Origin of the sequence: Desulfosporosinus nitroreducens (assembly GCF_023897015.1) — a bacterium.
In the GTDB taxonomy this organism is placed as follows: Bacteria; Bacillota; Desulfitobacteriia; order Desulfitobacteriales; family Desulfitobacteriaceae; genus Desulfosporosinus; species Desulfosporosinus nitroreducens.
The window spans coordinates 132,153-155,875 of the sequence record NZ_JAMHFY010000004.1 but is presented as its reverse complement, the minus strand read 5'-3'; the positions used below and the strand labels follow the sequence as shown (position 1 = coordinate 155,875).

Here is a 23,723-nt window from a genome sequence, read left to right as displayed (position 1 = left end):
TAAGATCTAGGGGGTTAACTATTTTAATGGAAAAAGTTGCTATTGTATCGTGTTACTTTCAAAAAAATTATGGTAGCATGCTACAATCTTTCGCTACTCAGAAAATAGTCAATATGTTGGGTTATGAGCACGAGACTATATGTATAGATGGCATTTATAAAGAGCTACAAAAGGCAAAAATAAAGCATTACCTTTTACAATTAAACAATTTTGATGTTGTTAAAGGTAAATTGGGTTTTATAAAAAAAAGTATCGTAAAAAAAATTAATAAAGAACTTACGAGACAGATGGCTATAAGAGATGAGAAGTTTCTTGAATTTAAGAATACAAGATTTAAATTATCAAGAACCTGTAAATCACGACAGGAATTAACGGATTATTGTAAAGATTTTTCGTCTGTTCTTGTGGGGAGTGATCAACTATGGTTACCCTCAAATATAGATTCTGATTATTATACACTGTCTTTCGTACCGGATAAGGTTAATAAGGTGTCTTATGCTACCAGCTTTGGCGTATCAAATATTCCAGAAAGGCAGTGGGAAAAAGCGAACGAATTTTTGAATCGAATTAACCATGTTTCAGTAAGGGAAGAAGCCGGACAGCAAATAGTTAAGGAAATTGCTAATCGAGAGGTAAAGGTTGTTTGTGATCCTACATTTTTGCTTACAGCTGATCAATGGGCAGAGGAGTTTCCTTCGAAAAGAATTATAAAGGAAAAATATATATTCTGTTATTTCTTGGGAAATAATCCGGAACAACGCGATTTTGTAAGAAAGGCTAAAGAAATTACAGGCTTTAAAATTGTTGCTTTATTGCATTTAGACGAATATGTAAAAAGTGATTGCAATTTCCCGGACTATGCGCCATTTGATATCGGACCTGCAGAATTCTTTAATTTAATTAGACAAGCTGAGTATGTTTTTACGGACTCTTTTCATGGAACGGTATTTTCTGTTTTAAATCAAAAGAAATTTTTTACCTATAGAAGATTTAAAGAGGGATCTTCTTTATCTACAAATTCACGGATGCATTCATTATTTAATGTGTTAGATTTACATGAACGTTTCATAACAGTTGAACAAGATGTAAATGAGTGCCTTATGAAAGAAATTGACTATAAGACAGTTTTGGAAAAGCTAGATTCATTTAGAAAAGAATCAATAAATTATTTAATTAGAGCTTTAGAGACGGAGAAGAATAGAGAATGATTAAAATTACTGACAAAACTAAGTGTTGCGGGTGCCATTCCTGTGCTAATGTCTGTCCCGAGAATTGTATATCGATGAAACCTGATAATGAGGGCTTTCTTTATCCAGATGTAAATGTTACAAAGTGCATTAACTGTAACATCTGTGAAAAAGTATGCCCAATAATAAACAATGATCCAGAGAAACCGGTTAAAGAAAAAGCATACATTGTGAACATTAAGGACGATAAAATACGAGAAGAAAGTACAGCTGGAGGGGCATTTTCGGCTATTGCCCAATATACCCTCGATCAGGGAGGCGTTGTATTCGGAGCAACACTCGGGGCTGGTTATTTTGTATATCATATGTACGTAGAAAAACGAGAAGACCTCGGAAAATTCAGAAGCAGCAAATATGTGCAAAGTGAGATAGGGAAGTGTTTTTCTAAAGTTAAAGAATTTTTAGACCTAGGGAGAGAGGTTTGTTTTAGTGGGACTCCATGCCAAATAGAGGGGCTTCAACATTTCTTAAGAAAAAAGTATGCTAATCTTGTCACTATTGATTTAGTATGTCGTGCTGTACCTTCTCCAATGGTGTGGAGGAAGTATATTGAGTATCAACAACAAAAAAACCAATATTGTATTGAAAGAGTAAGATTCAGAGATAAATGTTACGGTTATAAATATTCTACAATGTCATTATACATGAAACCTGGTTGTAAAAAGAAAGACTATCATAAAGGCATAGAATCTGACGTATGGCTAAGGGCATTCTTCTCAGGAATTTGCGTGAGACCATCTTGCTATGAATGTAACTTTAAGAAAAGATATAGGACAAGCGATTTTACTATTTGGGACTGTTTTTCCGTAGGAAGATATAGTAAAAAGCTTGATGATGATAAAGGAACTACTCGGGTAATTGCTAGAACTAATAAGGCTTTCGAAATGTTTTATAAATTTAAAGACAATATAAATTACGAAGAAATTAATATTGAGTCTGCCTTTGGTGATGTTAAAGAATTTGTTACACCGACCAAGATGAATCCTATGAGAGCAATGTTCTTTGCCGATGCAGTAACTATGTCAAGCACTAACCTTTTTAACAAGTATTTCCCAAATACAGTAAAAGTTAAAACATTATCTATTGGAAGATTTGTTGCTTATCGACTTGGAATCTATAGTATTGTTAGAGCAGCAATTGGTGATATAGTTGGATTTAGAGGAAAATAGTTTACAACATTTTCAGTAAGTAGGAGATAAGAAATGTTGATTAAAAAGGCCAAGGTTTTATTCTTTATTGACCGGATGCTCACTGGAGGAATCCAGACACTGGTTATGAGTTTGATAAAAAATATGAATAGAGATGTAATTCAGTTTGATTTTTTACTTTTGAATGATGGCAAAGAATATGAGTTGGAAAATGAAATAATACGTTTGGGCGGGAACTTCTATAAAGTTCCACCTATGAAAGCAAAATCCATCTATAAGTGCATAAAAGCAATGAATCAGTTCTTTAAAGAACACAATGATTATGTAGCCATACATGCTCACTCTTCAAGTAAAAGTGCACTTCCATTGGCAATTGCTAAAAGACATGGGATTAAGGTTCGCATTGCACATTCTCATAATACAAGATTTCAAACATCTCAACCAATAGTTATTGGGATAGGTAATTTACTAAAGATTCCATTAAGAATAGTTGCTAATTATTACTTCGCTTGTTCGACAGAGGCGGGGACGTGGTTGTTTGGAAAGCGAGCTACAAAACAAGGAAAGGTATCAATAATCCACAATGCCATTGATTTAAACGCATTTCATTTCGATCAATCTGTTCGCGATAGAATGAGAAAAAAATTAAATGTTCACAGTGATTTAGTTATTGGCAATGTTGGAAGATTCGAAAAGCAAAAGAATCATGATCTCTTACTAAATATTTTTAAAGAGATAAAGAAAAGAGAGGATTCTGCTATCCTTTTATTAGTAGGAAAAGGCAGTTTAGAGGAGTTAATAAAAGAGAAAGTAGATCAATTAGGTTTAGGGGATGCGGTAAGGTTTTTAGGCTTTAGGCATGATGTAAAAGATTTGACACAAGCAATGGATATTTTTGTTTTTCCTTCATTGAACGAAGGGCTTCCTGTCACTGGTGTTGAGGCCCAAGCTGTAGGATTACCTTGTGTATTTTCGGATAGTATAACAAAAGAAGTGAAGCTTCTTAATGAGACGTGTTATGTAAGTCTTGCTGAAAAGCCAGAAGTTTGGGCAGATGCTATTATAAAAATAGTAAGTTCATATGAACGAAGCGATACGACTAATGTTATCCGCGAAAAAGGTTTTGACATTCAGATGGAAGCAATGAAAATGGAAAAATTCTATCTTGAGCTTAAAAATTGGAGTGAAACAAATGCCCATAATAAGTGTAATTGTCCCTGTGTATAATGGTGCTAAATATTTAGGAAATTGTCTTTCATCAATCCAAAATCAGGTGTTAAAGGATATAGAAATTATTTTGATAGATGATGGGTCTACGGATGAATCTGCAAGAATTTGCGATGAACTAAGTCTACAGGATAAAAGAATCAAAGTATTACATCAACAAAACTCAGGTGTTTCAGCAGCTCGAAATGCTGGTATTGAAATATCATCAGGAGAATATATCGGTTTTGTAGATTGTGATGATGAAATCTCAGAAGATATGTATGAGATCTTACTTAATAATGCCTTAAAGTATAGAGTGGACATTTCTTCGTGCGGGCTTATCGCTTATAGATTAAATGCTAGACCAGTTGAGAAGTTTGGAACAAATAAATTTTATAAATACAACCGTAAAGAAGCAATAGAGGCGTTTCTACAAAGTGGAAAAATTAACATTAGTGTTTGCACTAAGATTTTTAAACGTAATATTGTGCAACAAGTTAGGTTCGAGGTTGGAAAGAAGATGAATGAAGATAAGTTTTTCATATTCGAGTCAATTTGTGTTTCTAACGGACTTTGTTCAATAGACATTTCAAAATATAAATATCATGGCAGAATAGATTCTGCGACGAACATGGAATTTACTAGTAAGTGGTTTGATGCCATTTATTTTGCAGAAAAGATATTGGTTCACATAAATCTCAATATTCCTGAACTAGGTACTTTAGCTCGGGCTAATTTATTTACTATACAATTACAATTATTCAGGATGATGACTCGTAGCAATGTGGCTAATAAGTTTAAAAAACAGTTATATACAGAAATAATACGGTCGAATATAAAATTATTTAAAAAGCATTTGCTTAAAGTGCAAATTATTGAATATTTTCTTTTAAAGAATATACCATACTTTTATCCATATTTGTTGCAATTGTATAGTAAATATATTAGATAGAAGGAGACCATATCTTTGCAAATTAAAAAAGAAAAATTATGGAATATGTTTGCATTTTTATTTGGCGTTTTATCATGTAATAATATAATCTATCTATTTAAAGTTGGAAATACGTATATTAATATTATTTATACCCTTTCTTCTATTTTTATTCTATTTGTTTTTTTAACAAAGTCGAATGTAATCGTTAATACTTTTAAAATTTTTAGTAAGTATTTACTAATATTTAGTATACTTGTATTTTTATCTTTTATACCAATGATTTTGGTTTCTAAAAGTGATTCAGATTATATTACTACATTTTTTAATGGACAACTAAGTTATTTTCTGAATATCATTTTGTATTTTAGTTATCTTTTATTAAGGGATAATAAAAAAAGTCTATTAGATGGAGTTTGGATTGGATTCTCAATAAATATATTCTTTTCATTATTGAGTTATTTTCTTTTTAAGAGCGGAAATTATTTCTCACTTTACAATTACTTTCCACAACCGGCGTTTGCAATGCCAGTTCCATGGCAATCTGCAAATGAACTGGGGTTAATAAATGATAACCTGAAGGTGATATTTTCGTATAGGGCGCAGGGGCTATTCCTAGAAACATCGCATTATGTCGCTTTTTTAGTTGGAACTTTTTTATTATTTTGGGATTATATCAAACCTTCTTTTTTCAAAAAAGTAGTCTATATCGCTTGTTTATTCTTGACAATTATTTCTTGGTCAGCTAATTTGGTAACTCTAACTTTTGTTATATTAGTTTATATGATTAGATGTAATAAAATTAGTATTTATAAGTTAATTAACAGAAAGATATTAGTACTTAAAGCATCTTTATTTTTTATTGGATGTTCCTTTCTAATACTGATCCTATTTTTAAATATTGATAGGCTTTCTTTTCTTTTTCAAAGCAATGATTTTCTAGAATCACTAATAGAGAGTTTTAAGACGGCAAATCTTGCTGATTCTAGTAATAGTGAACGTTTTACCAATATGTTATTAGGATATAATTTAGTTTGGAAATATCCTTTTGGTGTAGGATATAATATGGTTCCGTCACTGTTAATGAATGAATATAGTTTACGAGTCTATAGTACCTTTAACCATTTAATTACAACTCAACTTGAATTGGGATTTCTGGGAACCTTAGTTTATTGCTCTATTATTCTTAGCTTAAGCATTCCACTCTTAAAAAGAGGACGTTCAATATATCAGGTTGCATTAGGAGTTTCAGTTTTAGGTGTTTTTATTTGTCAGGTTGCAAACGGAATAAAGTATTTTCCATTTATTTTGTTGCTTTTTGCATTAGCTTCAATGGAGATAGATAACATTCGCATTAAAAGGCATTAGAAAATGAATTCAGTATTACAGCTATGCCCCAAGTTATTAAATAATTTTAATTGTCTAAGATCTTCAAAAAATACAAGTTACAAATATAAGATTATTAAGAAAAAAGCCGATTTCACAGCTAATGCTAAACAGTTTCCGTATGATAAATCTAATAATGGTAGTCCAAACTTAATATCGTAATGGAGGTAATTTATGACAATCAATAAACCTAATCTCTTCATAGTAGGCACACAAAAAAGTGGATCAACATCTTTATATAATTATTTAAGTCAACACCCAGAAATTTTTTTTCCAAAAGAAAAAGAACCTAGATTTTTTAATCTAAAGCATGACATCATTAAACACAACGGACCAGGTGATACTATTTACGATAGCTCAAGAATCATTAATGAATATGAATATTATAAATTATTTAATGATGTAGGAACGAAGAAAATTATTGGAGATGCGACAATTGAATATTTATATTACCCAGATGTAGCTCATGATTTAAAAGTGTTTAATAAAACAGCAAAAATAATAATTATATTAAGAAATCCAATTGATCGTGCATATTCTGCTTATAATCATTTAAGGAGAGATCTTAGAGAAAATCTTAGTTTTGAGGATGCTTTAGATGCGGAAGATGAGAGAATAAAATTAGGATATCATCAGATATGGCATTATAAGCAGGTTGGGAAGTATTATAGACAAGTCAAATCATATTTAGATGTATTTGGACGTAGTAATGTGAAAATTATATTAAACGATTACATGAAGAAAGATATAGAAATCATTATTAATGACATAGAGAAATTTCTAGAAATTAAAGTATTTCCTTTAAAAACGTCAATTAACTATAATGTTTCAGGCATACCTAAAAATGTAAGATTACAGAAATTTCTAAAAGAGAGAAATCTATTTAAATATTTAATTAAACCTCTTTTACCCAGACATTTTAGAGAAAATATTAAAACTATGTTAATTTCAAAAAATATTAAAAAGATACCAATAAATGAAAATACCCGTAGATATCTAATAGATTTTTATAGGGAAGATGTATTAGAGTTACAGGATTTGATTGGCGAGGATTTGAAAATGTGGTTAGTTTAATAGTAGGAAGGAATAAAAAATATTTAAAGCATAGAAATATTTTTACTTTGTAAAATGACAAAATTATAAAAAATAGCACACGACGCCAGAAGGTATTAAAAGCCGTAATTCTAGCTGTTAAGCGTAGACACGTAGATAGTCAGATAGCGGCCTAAAAGTAATCGAGCCTCGAACTGAGTAAACCGGGAAGGTCGACAGTTTCGAAAGTCTTTAAGACAACATCTTACTGAACCTATTGGCGAGTGAAGTAGGACTTCCCCGGGGGCGAAGAGCTAGACATGCTATAAAATGGTTACACTGCAACTTGGTTGGCCCCAGCCGTTCTTTCATTGAAATATAAAGCTAAAAAATAGAGGTAAATATAATGACTTTAATTTGTTGGCTTAAGATGAAAATGCGTTCATTTCGAGGTGAAGGGCTCTTCGCTAACTTATTACGAGCCTCGATAGCTAGTATTGCTCTAAAACTTTTTTACACTATTGCAACACTGGCAATAAATATAATTCTGGCCCGAATCATGGGAGCGGAGGGTTATGGAATATACTCTTATGCCTTGGCCCTTACCACAATAATTGCTATTCCAGCCCAGATAGGACTACCTACTTTACTCACAAGAAATATTGCAGCATACCAAATTAAAGAACAATGGGGTTTAATGCGGGGTATACTGCGTTTTTCAAATGAAGTAGTTATATTGATTTCTTTAGTTTTTGTGTTTATTGCAGGCGTTTGGGCGTATATGGGACATTACGATGTTGTGCGGACAACTACGTTTGCATGGGCGTTACTTCTGGTTCCATTAATCGCGTTGGGCAGTCTTCGGGGCGCGACTTTATGTGGTCTGCGTCGTGTTTTTTGGGGACAACTTCCAGACCAGCTTATTCTTCCAGGGGTATTCCTAGTATTTATTCTGATAGGCTTATTTAAAAAGATAAACATATCGCCATCAATGGCTATAACCATGCAGGTTATAGCAGCTTTTTTAGCTTTTATTATCGGTTCTTGGTTTTTGCTTAGGTTTCTTCCGGTTAAGGCTAAGGAGATTTTGCCGGAATACGATAAACGTACATGGATAAGAAGCATATTACCTTTAAGCTTTCTTGCTGGAATGCAAATTATTAACAATCAAACTGGCATTGTTATGCTGGGGATCTTTGCACCAGCAGCTGATGTCGGTGTTTTTCGCGTGGTAGTACAAGGTTCAAGTTTAGTGGCCTTTACCCTTTCTGCTATGAATATGGCTCTCGCCCCTAACTTTTCAAGACTTTATACTGTAGGTGATCATGAGCGTCTACAACGTGCAGTCACAGGGAGTTCAAGGGCAATTTTGCTAACGGGAGTTTTTGTAGCTAGCATTTTTATCCCTTTTGGGCATTATATTCTTGGCTATGTATTTGGTGAGGAGTATATACGAGGGTATGTAGCTTTTTCTATTCTTTGTTTGGGCCAGTTAGTCAATGCAGGTTCTGGATCTGTAGGTTACTTACTTAATATGACTGGACATGAGAGAGATACAGCTATTGGAGTTACTGTAGCTGCAATAGTTAATATTGCCTTTTGCTTTGCATTCATACCAATATTGGGAATAAATGGGGCGGCATTAGCTAATACAACCACGTTTTTTGTTTGGAATGTAATTTTGGTCCAACAGGTGTATCGGCGCATCGGAATTATAAGCACAGCTATAGTTCCGAAATGTTTAAAAAACAAATTAGTGGAACGAACTAAATAGTTTAATAAAATTGAAGAGAGAGGATCAAATGAAAATACAACAAATATTAGATAAATGTAAAGCATTGGCAATGGAAGCTGGAAGAGTAATTATAAAGGTTTACGCAACAGATTTTGATGTTGAGATGAAGAATGACAAGTCCCCTCTGACAATAGCAGATATAAATGCTAATGAAATTATTGCAAAAGGGCTTAAGGACAATTTTTCAGAGTACTCAATCCTATCTGAAGAGTCACGAGATGATAAAAGTAGATTAACAACTGACTATTGTTTTATTGTTGATCCGCTGGATGGAACTAAGGAATTCGTCAAAAGGAATGGTCAATTTACTGTCAACATCGCTTTGGCCTATAGGCATAAAGTTATTATAGGTGTTATTTATGTTCCTGTGACTGGAGAGTTATATTATGCAAGCAAAGATCAAGGTGCATATTTAGAAAAAATTGGTTATAGAGAATATAAAGCTGAGAATACGAGGCTTAAGGTGACAGATAAAACAAGGAATCTCATTATGGTGGGTAGTAAATCTCATTCCTCTGAGAAGGAGGCTAGGTTAATTGAGGACAATAAGGATAAAATTAAAGAGATACTTTCAGCAGGAAGCTCACTAAAAGGCTGCATGGTAGCCTCAGGTAAAGCAGATGTATATTACCGTTTTGGTTTAACTTCTGAATGGGATACGGCTGCTATGCAGTGCATCGTTGAAGAAGCCGGGGGCATCTTCAGGCAAATGGATGGATCTGAGATGCTTTATAATCGGGAGAACATTCTGAATGAAAAAGGGTTTTATGTAGTTAATAGGAGAGAAAATATCTGGGTATAAGAAGCTGTCTAAAGGTAAGAAGAAAAAGAAGGTATTTCATAATGAAAACTATAGTTAAAGTAGTTACCTGCGGATCAGTTGACGGCGGCAAATCGACATTGATTGAAAGTATGTTTGGTAAGGAAAAGTTATTAACTTCTAATGATAAAGCCGGGGAACCAGATAGCAAAACTGGCATTCATGGTGAAGAAATTAATGATTCTATTGCCTATAACGATTTGCTAACTGAGCAAGAAATTGTTAAGAATGTAACTAGCCGTTATTATGCAACCGCTTCTAGGTCTTTCATTGTTGCCGATACGCCTGGTCGGGAGCAATCTATGAGTGAAATAGCGCTGGGGGCTTTTTTTACTGATTTAGCTGTTATTGTCGTGGATGGGGGCCAAGGGGTGTCTGAGCAAACTAAAAGGCATCTCAGAATTTGCACCTTGATGGGGATTCAACACGTTGTTCTCGTCGTGAACAAGATGGATTTCATTTATTATGATTTTAAGAGATTTAGAGAAATCAAACAAGATTTACTAAATTCTACAGCTAATTTTAATTTAAAAAGTGTAGTGGTTATTCCGGTTTCGGCAACTCAGGGAGATAATATTATTAAGCCATCTAATCATATGCCCTGGTATGAGGGATTGCCCCTACTTCCTTATCTTGAAGAGATCGACGCTAACTCAAACCCGAACAGTGACAGTTTTGTCATGTTAGTTCAAAAGGTGGCAAAACTGAAATTTAATGATTCGTTCAGAGAACTTCAGGGACAGATAGAATCGGGGACTATTTCTGTTGGTGATGAGATTCTTACGCTTCCGAGCAATCAAAAGACCAAAATAAAAGGTATTTATACGGATAGTAAAAAAGATCAGGCATTTATGGGGCAAGCAGTTACAATTTGTCTTGACAAAGATGTGGATGTTACAAGAGGATGTGTCTTAGTTAAAGATGTTAATCTTCAAATTGCCGATATGCTTACCGCTACAATCCTTTGGCTGGATGACACAGAGCTTGTTGCGGGAAAAAGCTACCACATTAGGGTAGGGGCCAAAGTTCTAACAGCTACGGTTATGGCACTTAAATATATAATTGACACAAATACAGGCAATAGGATTAGCGTCAACAGTCTATTAAGGAATGAACTGGCAGTATGTGATATAGCTCTATCCGAAAATATTGTGTTTGATAAATTTAAGAATAACAGGGCATTAGGGACTCTTAGTTTAATCGACAAGATTACAAATAAAACCTCTGCATTGGGGGTTATCGAACATTCGTTGAGAAGATCAACGAATGTTGTGTGGCAGAATACTGATATCACTCGGGAAATTCGTGCCGAACAAAAGGGCCAAAAACCGCTGACTCTTTGGTTCACAGGCCTTTCAGGTTCTGGGAAGTCTACTCTTGCTAATGAAGTAGAGAAGAAACTTGTTGCGATGGGTAAACATACTATGCTGCTTGATGGTGACAATATTAGGCACGGTTTAAATAAAAACCTAGGCTTTAAAGAGGCCGATAGAATTGAAAATATCAGAAGGATTGCCGAAGTTGCTAATCTAATGAATGATGCAGGAATTATTGTCATTACTTCCTTTATTTCTCCATATAAAAATGACAGAGAAAATGCGAAAAGAATAATAGGTAATGAGTTCGTTGAAATATATGTCAGCACACCTCTTGAAGAATGTGAAAAAAGAGATGTAAAAGGGCTTTACAAAAAAGCTCGAGCAGGGGAGATACCTAATTTCACTGGGATTTCAAGTCCTTATGAAGCACCTGAAAATCCTGATATTGAGATTGACACGAGTAAGTTTTCTATCGAGATTGCAACAGATATTATTATTAAACAAATGATATATCTGAGGGAAGGCCTCCTATTTCAGTCATCCTTACTCCGAGGTCGTGCAGTGCGTCAAGCAAAGGGTGTAACATCAAGCAGGTGATCCCGCTAACTTAACTGGCGTCGATAACGGAAACGGGCTAATCCATCAGTTGGCTGCCCGTTCCGGTGGGTATCATAATAATTGTGTCGTTAATGCTCGATAACAATTGTTCCGTTGTCAGAATTGTTCCGTGGTCTGACCCCAACACAATTTAGAAGAATACCTGGATGCCATGTTCGCTCGGTAGGGAGTGGTACTTCACGAATATTGTCGGCTCCTTCTAACCGACTGATCAAATAGATTTAGGACAGAGCTTTTCAATATATTAATTGTTATGAACGAAGCTTGTTTCAAGAAATATGAAAAACTAAGAAAATGGAAGCGGAACCCGGTGCCAGCGGAACCCGGTGCCTGACACCAACTTATCAACTTATTGTTTAGCTTGTGAAGACTTTGGTTCGCAACCCCGTCGAACATTTAGTCTATGCATCCTCTAGTTCAGTCTACGGTGCAAATACAAAAGTACCGTTCTCTACAGATGATAAGGTGGACAATCCTGTTTCTCTCTATGCTGCCACCAAAAAGTCAAATGAGTTGATGGCCCATACTTATAGTCAATTGTACGGTATACCTTGTACAGGCTTAAGATTCTTCACCGTTTATGGTCCAATGGGAAGACCTGACATGGCCTATTTCGGTTTTACTCAGAAGATCTTTAATGGGGAGACAATCAAGGTGTTTTTGGGGATTGCTATAGGGACTTCACATATATAGATGATATCGTGGAATCTGTGGCGAGGATATTGTGTAATCCACCCGCTAAGAAAGACGATAAGGACAGCATCCTAAATGGTATACAATACGCAGTTTACAATATAGGTAACAATCAACCGGAGCAATTGATGGATTATATCGCTACACTCGAAAAAGCATTAAGTAAGGCAGTTGGGAGAACGATTGTTGCAGAGAAAGAGTTCCTTCCTATGCAACCAGGTGATGTTAAAGCTACCTATAGTGATAGTTCGCCTTTGGAGAGAGATTTTGACTTCAAACCTAGTACTAGCATTGAAGAAGGGTTACAGAAGTTCGCTGATTGGTACGTTGATTATTATGATGTGAAGTAAACATCTCTGGAAGCCAACACATTCATTGCGCTTGATCAAAAAGGCATCGGTTTTTATTCCGATGCCTTATCTTATTGACGGCATTCCTAGGCGTAGTTGAAGGTAGCGAGTTGAATGCAAAGTCGGTTTTACACTCGCTCATATAGCGTCAATTTAATAGTTAGATGAATCAGACCTTCGGATATGGCTTTTTTCTGTTTGTTCTGTTCAAGAGATAATCTGTACTTGTATTATGGAATTCGGCCAGTTTGATTAAGATTCCGGTGGGTACATCCACCTCACCTCACCACTCGAGAGAATCTTAGCGATATTATCGCTAAAAATCAATAGTGGATAATTTACTAAACTATAATTGTCTTGAGGTGACTGCAGAAGTATTATAGAAAGAGGGAAGGCGGAATATGAAAACTATTCTGGAAGAATTGTATAACGGCAACTTATATCCCAGTGAACTGATTGTTTCAAAAGACCCCAAATACCGTCCATTAAATAAAAGAATATCAGAAATTCTTGCAATCTGGAAGAAGAAGCTTTCTGAAGATGATTATAATCAGCTGGAAACCCTATTGGATTTGCGTTCTCAATCAAGTTCAATGGAAGCTACTGAATCGTTTGTCTGCGGATTTAGACTAGGGGCATTGATTATGATTGAAGTATTGAGTGGAAAAGAGGAATTCCTCCGTGGGGAAGAATAAATCCTGTAAGGATTGAGGCTATTTGTCCCTTACCTTTAGCGATAGGGTTTTTTGTTATTGGGTCAGGCCCACTAGATAGTCGGATACTGGTTTTATAGTACTCGGAACCTTTGTTTTCTTACACGGGTCGGAAAAGGCCTTCGAAGTTCTTCGGGGGTCAACCTTTTCCTCCCCGGGGACTGTACTTCCCAGATTTCGTCGAATATGTTCAGGGGGTTAGCAATGCCTTTCTGGCAGTCTGTATCTGTAGGCATACGAAAAACCTCAAGGCCTTGCAACGCAAAGGCTAGAGGCTCTAGTGAACTGGCTTTTGACTGTCGAACCCGAGAAGTGTTCAAACCATTCATGTTTTCGGCATGTTTCGCGGGAGATTAGGATTATAGTTGTAGGTAAGGACAAAACAAGTTCTTGATATTTAGATGAGAAAGAGTGTTTTAGGGGGAAATATTATGGAAGAGAATCGATCTATGGTTAAGCTTACTATGGTTATCGTCATGATAACATCCTTCATTGCCCCATTTATGGGAAATGCCATCAATTTGGGTATCCCACAGATGGCTCTGGAGTTCGGCGTTGGCCAATCTTTGCTGAACTGGGTCGTAACCAGTTATCTCTTGGCATCGGCTGCTTTTTTACTTCCCTTTGGACGTTTAGCGGATATTGTGGGTCGGAAAAAAGTCTTTACAGTTGGAATGTTCCTTTTTGCCTTAACGGCTTTAGGCAGTGGATTCGCTTGGTCGTTCTCGATGTTTATAATCTTTAGAGTTTTGCAGGGAGTCGCTAGTGCTATGATTTTTGGGACCTCTATGGCGATACTAACGTCAGTTGTCCCACCAAAAGAACGTGGAAAAGCGATGGGTCTTAGCGCTGCATCGACCTATATCGGTCTCTCGTTAGGGCCTGTATTAGGGGGCGTGATATGCAGTACGATAGGTTGGCGAGGTATCTTTTATTTTAACTTTGCAATTGCTTTAGTTGTCCTCTGCTTAACATTGGCTAAGCTCTCTGGTGAATGGTTGGGGGCAGTGGACAAATTTGACAAGTGGGGCGGTATTCTTTGGATCTTGGGCATATTGCTCTTTCTCTATGGGTTAACTGATATTACTGCAGGTTTCCAATATATGATAACCTTTATTCTCGGTCTGACACTTTTGATCGCTTTTGTTGTCTATGAAACTAAAATTTCTAATCCCTTATTGCCAATACGCATGTTTATGAATAATCGTGCCTTTACTTTTTCAAATTTGGCTGCTCTCATTAATTACAGTGCTACCTTTGCTTTAACCTTCCTGATGTCTTTATATCTTCAAAATGTACAGAATATCGAAATCTCTCAATCAGGTTTGATTCTATTGTCCCAGCCAATACTTATGGCCGCTCTTTCCCCTTTAGCCGGACGTTTATCGGATCGAATCAATTCCCAAATACTTGCTTCATTAGGGATGGCTATTACTACCTTGGGACTGTTCTTTTTTATCTTTCTGGATGAAAAGACCTCTATTTTACTTGTTATAATTAATCTGGCGTTTATCGGTCTGGGCTTTGCCTTTTTTTCGTCCCCCAATTCAAATGCTGTAATGAGTTCAGTGGATCGAGCGCTTTACGGAGTAGCTTCTTCTACCCTTGGAACCATGAGACTGCTCGGACAGACGCTGAGTATGACGATTGTAGCCCTCATCACTTCTTTAAGTATGAAAAATTTAACTCTCGATTCACCAGATTATGTTACGAGTTTTCTGCAAAGTTCGAGAGCCAGTTTCACTGTTTTTTCTGTTCTTTGTTGCATTGGGATCTTTGCCTCTTTAGCAAGGGGGTCTGCCCCCCCAAACAATGAGGAACAATTCTGATTGAGCCTCGAAAAGTTCTTCGTTGGAGCTTTCGTTTTTCAGAAGGCGGGGGCAGCATAATGGTACCTTATAGATCTAGTACCATTGTCCGACCGGGGTCGAAGAGCAGAGCAAATGGGGACCGGTGCCTGACACCAACTTACCAACTTATTGTTCGAAAAAGAAGAGGGGTTCGAATTAACCGAAGCGCTATGAGAAGCCGTGTGCGTTAATTGCGCAAGCACGGTTCTGATAGGGTTTTGCGCTGTAAAGCGCGCCATTCTACTCGACCCAACTTATCATTGGCTTAAAGTGCACAAAGTGTGCATTAGTAGTTTTAAAGATGGGTCCAGCATATTTTAATCGAAAGAACAAAAAGGCCCCCAAAGTAATTATCTTTGGGGGCGATAATAGTTATACAGGGATTTATTGGGCGTTATTAACATCAACAAAAGGAACAGCACCACCAGTAACATTCGGTAGTTTACCATCCCATTTTTCGATGGCTTTAATCTGAGCTTCTATTTCTCTTAGTTTAACAAGTTCAGCAGTGACTTCTTGTTTTTGGAGTCGTAGAGACTCAGCTTCTGCTTTAGCTTGTTCAATTTTTTGTTTAGCCTCGATCTCTATTCTCTGCAGATCAAGATTGGCCTTTAGAGCTTGCTGCTCAGCAATTTGTTTTTGCTCAATCGCGTTATTGAACTCTTGACTAAATTTAAATTCTGTAATATTAATTTCATCGAGAATCATATAATAGGTTGCTAGCTTTGAAGAGAGAGTCTCTTTGATCTTGCTGCTTACTTCAGAACGTTTAGAGATCAATTCCTCAGCGGTATATTGGGCTGTTACAGCTTTTACTGCCTCGCCGATGGCGGGATCAACGATTCGCTCTCCGTAGGACAAACCTACACTTTGGTAAAGTGTATTCGCTTGATTGGGATCAAGGTGAAAGTTAACAGCCACAGTTGTGGTGACGATTTGGAGGTCTTTGGAAGCAGCAGTTTGATCGGATTGAGATTTCTGGACTCGTACATCAATAGGGATCACGTCTTGAATGAAAGGAATCTTAAAATGGAGTCCTTCAGTAAAGACGACGGGGCGGACAGCTCCCAATTGGAGAACAATACCTCTATGACCAGCATTAACGATTACAAAAGAATTAAGCGTTGTGAAAAAAATAACTATAATCACAATGCCAAATGTAATAAGTCCTGGACTTATTTTTAGTTTAGGGACCATATTAACAATTTTTTTAGAATCCAACTGGCATCCTCCTTTTTAATTAATTTTTTAGTCAATATTTACTATACCTTAATTGAGTGATAAAACGCTATAAAGAATATGTGCTCGATGTCATATATTATCTGTTATAACAGATAATATTGTCTAAATACGTCAAATTTGTGGTGGAAGATCTGCTTAAAAATAGTCACAGATCGTAAAGCTAGCAGATTTGGATATTCAAAGAGACGAGAATGATCCCATCGTTGAATGGATGGAATTCCTAGATGCAAAATCAAAAGGAGTGATTGAGATGTTAGCAGAAAAGAATAAGGACATCAAAAAGGCCTATGATTTATTGCAGATTATCAGTAAGGATGAAAAGGCAAGAATGCTGTACGATGCCAGAGAAGCCGAGCTTCGTGACCAGCTAACGAGAATAGAGACCGCGGAGAATAAAGGAAGGGCAGAAGTGGCGAAGAATCTTTTGGACTTGGGCATGGAGATCTCAACGGTAGTTAAAGCAACAGGTATGACGGAAGAAGAAGTTAAACGGCTGAAAGCATGAACGAACCCGGTGCCTCGTGCCTGACACCAACTTATCATTGTTTTAGCGGTGCTCGGCAACTTTCACTGCTCGAGGGATGCCCTCCCATCCGCACTGCGGCTCCCGTTAGTACGCCAAGAAGTTTAGTGTATCTTGCAAGTGAAAGTCCTTGCTGTGAGCGAATTATCGAATCTTTTTCTATTCGCATGAGGGATCATAGCCTCATCAATCCAGAACCTTCGGGAATGCTCCGCTCAGGAGTTGAAAAAATCAGTAAGACAACCGTTTAATATAGCGGTTGTCTTTTTTAGTAAAAAAGTGTATTTTATTGAAAAATGTTCTTTACCAGTAGGAAAACGGTAGTGAAGTTGCCTATACCACAACCAAGGCGGCCCTGATTGGCTTTACCAAAGCAATGGCTCGAGAAGTGGCTATAATATTACTGTGAATGCCATCTGTCCAGGTTACGTGCTGACGCCGATGGTTAAGGAGATGGCGCTGCAGAGCAATCCTGAGAATCCACAAAGCGTTATTGATGGGATTGCCAATGCAATTCCTATAAAACGATTGGCCGATCCGGTAGAAGTCGGTGAACTGGCGGCTTTCTTAGGGGGTGATGAGTCAAGTTATTTGACTGGGACTCAAATGGTTTTTGATGGTGGAAGTACTTTGCCGGAAACCTTTACTATGGGTGTTTAGAAGTCGCCGGATAGAGGGGGAAACTGCCTATCAGACAATATAGAAGAGAGCCTTTTTGCAGAAGGCTCTCTTCTTGACTTCAATTAAGATCTCTTGCGCGTATTTCCCTTTGCTATTATCTTTTCTATCCTTTTTATGCTTCATGGGTATCCCACCATTTTGTGATCCAACCTAAGACGATCCCGTATATTATCATAGCAATCCAATTTGAAAATACCGTTACCGGAGAGACAATATGTAATGTTTCTATTTTGTATAAAGTCCCAAGGGAATAGAGAATAAACCAGATTATATATCCAAAGCCAACAGCTCTTCCTAAATAATTTCCGCTTCGTTCTGGAATTATAAAACTAACAAAGATTCCTCCTAAAAAGCCATTCCAAATAATTAAACTACCAAATGCTGCGAAAAAATCTAAAATGTTTTTTGGTGGCTGTCCTAATACAAGTTGACTCAATGATTCGAGCCATGTTATTTTAACAAAGTGCAGAATATAGTAGGAGAATAAGTTCCAAGCAATCATAAATAAACTCGCAATTATTCCAGCTAATGCCCCTCGTAACAATCTATCTTTAAACAAAACCTCACCCACCTAATTGTTTTAATAATAAGTTCCCCTCCTAAACTCTTTTTATACAAAGTTTATCATCTAGGAAAAAATAATAAGTGGAAGGTTTGCATGCTCTGCTCGGGATCTGCTATCGTTATTGTTAAGTTTCTGCTAAAATCCTGTGGTTTACTAGAGGCAGCTGTTATGTAGTCAGATATTTACGGATTGGTACTTAGATTATTCTATGGTAAAATGTACAGGTTGGAAAATTGGTATTTAGTATGAGCGGAAACTATACAGATTTGTTCAGACAAGAGCTATTAGGGATTTCTGAGCCAATAATTGAGTGTTGTCCGGATTATGTAAGTATTGCGAATAAGGACGCCTTAACTGTTTCTTGTTTACAAACGAGAAGTTAAGGAGTCCTTTTAGATTGCCTGAACAGGATTAAGGTGACTGTAACTACTAAAAACCAAAATAATAATGAAAAGGTGATTTAATAGTGGAAGTCCGTGAACAATGGGGTACAAGAGCCGGTTTTATTTTAGCTGCCGTAGGGTCTGCTGTTGGGCTGGGAAACATTTGGCGTTTTCCTTATGTAGCTTATGATAACGGCGGCGGCGCATTTTTTATTCCCTACTTATTTGCGCTTTTGACAGCGGGTATTCCCATGCTGATTATGGAATTTACCATGGGTCATAAGTATCGGGGCTCTGCACCCTTAGCCTATCTACGCATGAATAAAAAGACGGAATGGATCGGTTGGTGGCAGGTAACCATAGCTTTCGTCATTTCTACCTACTACTCGGTTATTGTTGCCTGGGCGATGGCTTATGCCTATTTTTCCGTAGGGCTGCAATGGGGGAGCGACCCGGGGGGATTCCTGATGGGGGAATATTTGCAGCGGGTGGATATTGTCAACGGCGCGCCCATTGGTTCGGTGGGGTCGATTGTTCCCGGGGTTTTCATCCCTCTGATCCTGGTCTGGGTGATTAGCTTAGCAATCTTATTTAAAGGTGTCAAAAAGGGGATTGAGAAAGCAAACCGTATTTTTATCCCCTTGTTATTGGTTATGTTTATCATTATTGTGATTCGCGCCCTGACCTTGGATGGGGCGATGATAGGCCTGGAAGCACTTTTTAAGCCAAATTGGAGTGAAATTGCTTCTCCGGGAGTATGGGTTGCCGCCTATGGCCAAATATTTTTCAGCTTATCCATTGCCTTTGCCATCATGATCACTTATTCCAGTTACTTGCCCAAAGGGGCTGACATTAATAACAATGCTTTTATTGCTGCCTTCAGCAATTCAAGTGTGGAGCTTTTAGCCGGCTTTGGGGTTTTCGCTGCCCTGGGATTTATGGCCAAGCAAGCCAATCTTCCTATTGAAGAAGTGGCAACGGCAGGTATTGGCCTAGCCTTTGTCGTGTTCCCGGAGATTTTAAACTCTTTCCCCGGTTTTAACGGGTTTTTTGGTTTGATGTTCTTCGGCTCCTTAGTTTTTGCAGGGTTATCCTCCTTAATTTCCGTTGTGGAGACGTTTGTGGCTGCTATCCAAGATAAGTTTAATCTGTCCCGCGTCAAGGCGGTGATGATTGGCGGCGGTCTTTCCGCCTTGATTTCCATTTTGTTTGCCACCCAAGGGGGACTGTTCTTCTTAGATGTGGTGGATTACTTTATCAACACCTTCGGGATTGCCTTAGCGGGGTTGGTATCCGTTATTACTATTTCTTGGTTTCTCAAAAAGTTAACTTCGTTCCAAGATCATGCTAATCTCACGTCAGACTTGCGCACAGGATTGTGGTGGAAGGTCTGCTTACAAATAGTCACTCCGGGGGTCTTGGGCTATATGTTTATATTGAATCTCATGGATAACTTAAAAAGCAATTACGAAGATTACCCTGCGGCGTTTCTGCTCTATTCCGGCTGGGGAGTAGCCCTGGTTGTGATTGTTGTCGGCATTATTATGGCCGCTTTGAAGTGGAGAAAAAGTGAAGGAGTGGATGAAGCGTGAGCGGAAGCGCCATTGTCATGATGTTGGTGGGCATAATCGTAATTTGGGGAGGACTGGCAGCAAGTATTTGGCATGCGGTAAAGGCCTCGAAGCAGAAGTAAACTACTATTTAGACCAAACACTGTGGACGATGTGACTTCATACACTATCAATATACCAAATATTGGTTAAATTGCTGTAAGAGTGATCTAGTTGCTCTCATTGGCAAATCAATAAAGCATGGAATATTGAAAGGATGGAGTAAAATGTATGATGGATATAACCCATATAATTGTCCCGACCCTCGCTGGGATGAAACACCAATGTATCCAAGGAGAATGCTTCCTTTAAGAGACTACGGACCAAACCCCTTTGTTGTGAATATCGAAGAGGCTACTCTGCAGAACAATACCTTCCGTACCGCTTTGTGGACCGGCTCTTATTTACAACTTACCTTAATGACCATCAATGTAGGGGATAGCATAGGATTGGAAATGCATCCTGATGTTGACCAGTTTATTCGCCTTGAACAAGGTCAAGGCCTTGTTTTAATGGGAGACAGCAGAGACAGGCTTTATTTCCAACAAAGAGTGGGTGATAATTATGCCATATGGATACCAGCAGGTAAGTGGCATAATCTGATAAATACCGGCCCTGTACCGCTTAAATTGTACTCTATCTATGCACCGCCTCAGCATCCGCGGGGTACGGTTCATACAACAAAGGCGGATGCTGAAGACCATCACCTATAGTAAAAGTATAAGTTGTTCTAGTTCAATAATAGATCACTGCAGAGGGAGTTCTTCTGCAGTGATCTATTTATTGTTTAGAAGAGCCAGAAAAGAAAGAATGATCATCCATTCGTTATAAGATGCCTATTCAAATTGGACTGCGCAGGCCAATTTGGACGCAAGGACATACAAGTGATATTTATCGAGATGTTTTAACATAGATAGGTATTTAGTTATTGACACACATTTATAATTGGTTATATAATTTCTTTGTCGAATTTTCGAGAAAAGGTGGATCTGATGAAGAAAAAAATGGCACTTATAAGTTCAATCATTTTGACGTTCGCTCTCCTGGTCAGTGGCTGCGGCCAAAGCCCGATTCAGTCTCAAGGGATTCAAGAAACAAGCCAATCGACTTTGCGCGTTGGGCTTGTTCCTAATCAAGCCCCAGATAAAATTAAAGCCCAGTATGGACCTTTTCGTGAATTCTTATCTAACACATTGGGTATGCCTGTTGAACTCTTCGTTGCCTCCGATTATGCTGGGGTCGTAGAAGCGATGGCCAATGATAAACTCGACGTTGCGTATTTTGGCGGTCTTACTTATGCACAAGCCAAACAGCGAGCTAAAATCCACCCAATCGTAACGGAGATTGATGAGGAGACACAAACCTCGAAATATTATAGCTTAATTATCGTCCCCGCAGACAGCCCGGTTCAATCCACTGCAGACCTCAAAGGTAGAGTCTTTGCCTTCGGTGATGTTAGCTCAACCTCAGGCTCTTTGTATCCTCGCTTCATGCTTGATAAAGCAGGGATCAAAGTACCGGATGATCTTGAGAATGTAGTCTACTCCGGTGGCCATGATGCAACGGCTCAAGCGGTTCAAAATGGAACCGTTGATGCAGGTGGAATCGAAGGCCGGATCTTGAACCGACTTATTACGAACAAAACCGTCGACGCCAGTAAGATTAGAATTATTGATAAGCATCTTGTAGAGGGATATCCATGGGTTGTCCGGGATAGCTTAGATAAATCTCTCGAAGAAAAAATCGTCAATTCCTTTCTTGAGATGAAAGATCCCGAACTCCTTACCCTAATGAGAGCTAAAGGTTTTACCAAAGTCACTGACGCAAATTACACAGAAATAGAAAAAGAAGCGAATCGTCTTGGCTTAATTAACTCTAATAAATAAGAACCAGTGTTGGCAGGAACCTCTGTTCCTGCCAACATATATTATGGAGGGAATTATGGATATCATTGTTGCAGAAGGACTTTCGAAAGTTTACCCTAACGGACAAGGACTCCACAAAGTTTCCTTTTCCTTGAGCAAAGGGGAACTCATAGGAATTGTAGGCCCCAGCGGTGCAGGGAAATCAACGTTTCTTCGCTTACTTTGTGGAGCCATTTTCCCTAGTGAAGGAACTTTAAATATCCTGGGTCAAGAAATGAGCCATTTAAATCGCCGACAGCTTCAGACCCTGCGAAGCAAAATTGCTACGGTATATCAAAATTTCAACGTTATTCCTTCTCTGGATGTGGCAAGAAACGTTTTCATGGGAAGAGCTGGTAAATTGTCATACGCTTCAGTGGTTCGGGGAGCGTTCCGCCTCACCGCAAAAGAGGAATCCGAGATTGAAGAGATCCTAGCCATGCTTGGTATTGAAGATAAGCTTTATGAGAGATGTCAAGAGCTCTCGGGTGGACAACAACAACGCGTTGCTGTTGCCCGCGCCATCTACTGTGGTGCAGAACTGATTTTGGCAGATGAACCTATAGCCTCCGTAGACCCTGCAACAGCGGAACTTATTCTACAACTATTCCAATCCCTAAATAAGCAAGGAAAAACAATACTGCTTAGCTTGCATCAAATTGATAGCGCTCTAAAGTATTGTTCTAAAATATTAGCTTTTGATCATGGCACCTTAGTTTATAATGGATGTCCTGAGGATTATATCAAAAGTGATGTGAGCAAAAAAATTATGGGGAATGTTCCTAAGACGGGGGTAAAGGTCGTATGAAGCAAGAGAGATCTAGCATCCTCAATTGGGTCATCACTGCTATTATCCTGGGGGTCGTGATTATCAGCGGGATAGATACGAATTTTTCTCCAAGCGAATTTTTGGACCCCGGGAATGTCAAGGCGATGTCTCGTTTTACAGGTGGTTTATGGCCTCCAGAGACCAGTGCCGTCTTTTTGAATAATGTTTTTAAACTATTATTAGAAACCGTCGAAATCTCCATAGTTGCTACAGTCTTAGCCATTCTTTTCGCTTTACCACTCTCTCTTTTTGCCATGAGGCCACGCGGGGAAGAATATTCAAGAAAGGTTTCTGGGAGCGCTCTATGGTCTTTTCGTTGGGCTTTCTATTATCTTTCTCGTGGGTTTTTAGCTTTACTTCGAGGTGTTCCGGAACTGATGTGGGCACTTGTTTTTGTTGTGGCGGTTGGACTTGGCCCCTTTCCTGGGGTTTTAGCACTGATGGCTCATGGCACAGGAATTCTCGGCAAATTATATGCCGAAATGTTCGAATCGGTTGACCAGCGACTTGTGGAAATGGCACGTGTAGGCGGCATGGATGATCTGAAGCTCTTGGTAATGACGAGGATTCCTATAACATTGCCCATGTTCCTTTCCTATACGATATTTCGTTGGGAGTGCAATATGCGCTCTGCTACGTTACTAGGATTTGTGGGAGCAGGGGGAATCGGAACTCAGCTTATGATCAGCATGAAGCTCTTTATGTATCAGGAAGTTTCGACTTTGATTATAGCAATATTTATTTTGGTGGTTCTGGTTGAGCTTATCGGGCAATATCTCAGAACACGAATTTTGGACCAAAATAGTGTGCCGTGCCGAACTCCGACTTCATAAGTGATTCAATACATTCAGTATAGCCTTTGTGTCCCTTAATTCCAT

At 38.0% G+C, this 23,723-nt stretch carries 21 protein-coding genes and 1 pseudogene; 20 read left to right on the top strand and 2 right to left on the bottom strand.

Features of this window, described 5'->3' with window-relative positions; genetic code table 11:
* The first annotated feature begins 26 nt into the window (after positions 1-26).
* The 12 genes and pseudogenes from M8E35_RS06340 (at position 27) to M8E35_RS06280 (ending at position 15,087) form a co-directional block, all read left to right on the top strand.
* Positions 27-1,208: a polysaccharide pyruvyl transferase family protein gene (locus M8E35_RS06340; protein ID WP_252467987.1), complete on the top strand. Its 1,182-nt coding sequence runs from the start codon at positions 27-29 to the stop codon at positions 1,206-1,208.
* Positions 1,205-2,416 carry a Coenzyme F420 hydrogenase/dehydrogenase, beta subunit C-terminal domain gene (locus M8E35_RS06335; protein ID WP_252467986.1) on the top strand — a complete coding sequence of 404 codons (1,212 nt, stop codon included), beginning with the start codon at positions 1,205-1,207 and terminating at the stop codon, positions 2,414-2,416. Before M8E35_RS06340 ends, M8E35_RS06335 begins: the two co-directional genes overlap by 4 nt.
* Before the next feature lie 33 nt (positions 2,417-2,449).
* Positions 2,450-3,622, top strand: coding sequence for a glycosyltransferase family 1 protein (locus tag M8E35_RS06330; RefSeq protein ID WP_252467985.1), 1,173 nt, complete (start codon positions 2,450-2,452; stop codon positions 3,620-3,622).
* Complete coding sequence (locus M8E35_RS06325) at positions 3,588-4,553, top strand: glycosyltransferase family 2 protein (protein ID WP_252467984.1); 966 nt, start codon at positions 3,588-3,590, stop codon at positions 4,551-4,553. The genes M8E35_RS06330 and M8E35_RS06325 overlap by 35 nt, the downstream gene beginning before the upstream one ends.
* Positions 4,554-4,568: 15 nt before the next feature.
* Positions 4,569-5,900, top strand: a complete 1,332-nt coding sequence (locus M8E35_RS06320) for a hypothetical protein (protein ID WP_252467983.1) — start codon at positions 4,569-4,571, stop codon at positions 5,898-5,900.
* Between the two features lie 192 nt (positions 5,901-6,092).
* A complete protein-coding gene (locus M8E35_RS06315; RefSeq protein WP_252467982.1) occupies positions 6,093-6,992 on the top strand; it encodes a sulfotransferase family protein in 900 nt (299 codons plus the stop codon).
* Positions 6,993-7,356: 364 nt separating this feature from the next.
* On the top strand, positions 7,357-8,724 hold the full coding sequence (locus tag M8E35_RS06310; RefSeq protein ID WP_252467981.1) for a flippase: 1,368 nt from the start codon (positions 7,357-7,359) through the stop codon (positions 8,722-8,724).
* 28 nt (positions 8,725-8,752) lie between these two features.
* Entirely contained in the window at positions 8,753-9,547 is a 795-nt protein-coding gene (gene cysQ / locus M8E35_RS06305) for a 3'(2'),5'-bisphosphate nucleotidase CysQ (RefSeq protein ID WP_252467979.1), read from the top strand.
* Between the two features lie 41 nt (positions 9,548-9,588).
* On the top strand, positions 9,589-11,481 hold the full coding sequence (cysC, locus tag M8E35_RS06300) for an adenylyl-sulfate kinase (protein WP_252467977.1): 1,893 nt from the start codon (positions 9,589-9,591) through the stop codon (positions 11,479-11,481).
* A 402-nt stretch (positions 11,482-11,883) separates the two neighbouring features.
* A pseudogene (locus M8E35_RS06295) lies at positions 11,884-12,545 on the top strand (NAD-dependent epimerase/dehydratase family protein); the annotation flags it as partial.
* A gap of 401 nt (positions 12,546-12,946) precedes the next feature.
* Positions 12,947-13,240 carry a DUF6809 family protein gene (locus tag M8E35_RS06285; protein WP_252467976.1) on the top strand — a complete coding sequence of 98 codons (294 nt, stop codon included), beginning with the start codon at positions 12,947-12,949 and terminating at the stop codon, positions 13,238-13,240.
* Between the two features lie 449 nt (positions 13,241-13,689).
* On the top strand, positions 13,690-15,087 hold the full coding sequence (locus tag M8E35_RS06280) for an MFS transporter (protein WP_252467975.1): 1,398 nt from the start codon (positions 13,690-13,692) through the stop codon (positions 15,085-15,087).
* 405 nt (positions 15,088-15,492) lie between these two features.
* Here the strand turns inward: M8E35_RS06280 and M8E35_RS06275 are convergent, their stop codons facing one another.
* Positions 15,493-16,329 (bottom strand): prohibitin family protein, encoded by an 837-nt coding sequence (locus M8E35_RS06275; protein WP_252467974.1) that lies wholly within the window; start codon positions 16,327-16,329, stop codon positions 15,493-15,495.
* 190 nt (positions 16,330-16,519) lie between these two features.
* Here M8E35_RS06275 and M8E35_RS06270 point away from each other — a divergent pair, with 190 nt between their 5' ends.
* Together M8E35_RS06270 and M8E35_RS06265 are read left to right on the top strand one after the other, a co-directional pair.
* On the top strand, positions 16,520-16,855 hold the full coding sequence (locus M8E35_RS06270; protein ID WP_289710701.1) for a PD-(D/E)XK nuclease family transposase: 336 nt from the start codon (positions 16,520-16,522) through the stop codon (positions 16,853-16,855).
* A 423-nt stretch (positions 16,856-17,278) separates the two neighbouring features.
* Positions 17,279-17,533 carry an SDR family oxidoreductase gene (locus tag M8E35_RS06265; RefSeq protein ID WP_252467973.1) on the top strand — a complete coding sequence of 85 codons (255 nt, stop codon included), beginning with the start codon at positions 17,279-17,281 and terminating at the stop codon, positions 17,531-17,533.
* Positions 17,534-17,666: 133 nt separating this feature from the next.
* On the opposite strand, the gene M8E35_RS06260 is transcribed toward M8E35_RS06265, so the two are convergent.
* Complete coding sequence (locus M8E35_RS06260) at positions 17,667-18,113, bottom strand: hypothetical protein (RefSeq protein ID WP_252467972.1); 447 nt, start codon at positions 18,111-18,113, stop codon at positions 17,667-17,669.
* 472 nt (positions 18,114-18,585) lie between these two features.
* On the opposite strand from M8E35_RS06260, the gene M8E35_RS06255 reads away from it, so the two are divergent.
* From M8E35_RS06255 to phnE, 6 genes are all read left to right on the top strand, one after another.
* Positions 18,586-20,094, top strand: a complete 1,509-nt coding sequence (locus tag M8E35_RS06255) for a sodium-dependent transporter (RefSeq protein WP_252467971.1) — start codon at positions 18,586-18,588, stop codon at positions 20,092-20,094.
* A complete protein-coding gene (locus tag M8E35_RS06250; protein ID WP_252467970.1) occupies positions 20,091-20,195 on the top strand; it encodes a methionine/alanine import family NSS transporter small subunit in 105 nt (34 codons plus the stop codon). Before M8E35_RS06255 ends, M8E35_RS06250 begins: the two co-directional genes overlap by 4 nt.
* A 201-nt stretch (positions 20,196-20,396) precedes the next feature.
* Positions 20,397-20,825 carry a cupin domain-containing protein gene (locus M8E35_RS06245; RefSeq protein WP_252468131.1) on the top strand — a complete coding sequence of 143 codons (429 nt, stop codon included), beginning with the start codon at positions 20,397-20,399 and terminating at the stop codon, positions 20,823-20,825.
* A 279-nt stretch (positions 20,826-21,104) separates the two neighbouring features.
* The gene (phnD, locus tag M8E35_RS06240; RefSeq protein ID WP_252467969.1) at positions 21,105-21,998 is read left to right on the top strand and encodes a phosphate/phosphite/phosphonate ABC transporter substrate-binding protein; all 894 of its coding nucleotides are present in this window, start codon (positions 21,105-21,107) and stop codon (positions 21,996-21,998) included.
* Positions 21,999-22,053: 55 nt separating this feature from the next.
* Positions 22,054-22,824, top strand: a complete 771-nt coding sequence (locus M8E35_RS06235) for a phosphonate ABC transporter ATP-binding protein (protein ID WP_252467968.1) — start codon at positions 22,054-22,056, stop codon at positions 22,822-22,824.
* On the top strand, positions 22,821-23,678 hold the full coding sequence (phnE, locus tag M8E35_RS06230; protein WP_252467967.1) for a phosphonate ABC transporter, permease protein PhnE: 858 nt from the start codon (positions 22,821-22,823) through the stop codon (positions 23,676-23,678). The genes M8E35_RS06235 and phnE overlap by 4 nt, the downstream gene beginning before the upstream one ends.
* Positions 23,679-23,723 lie beyond the last annotated feature (45 nt).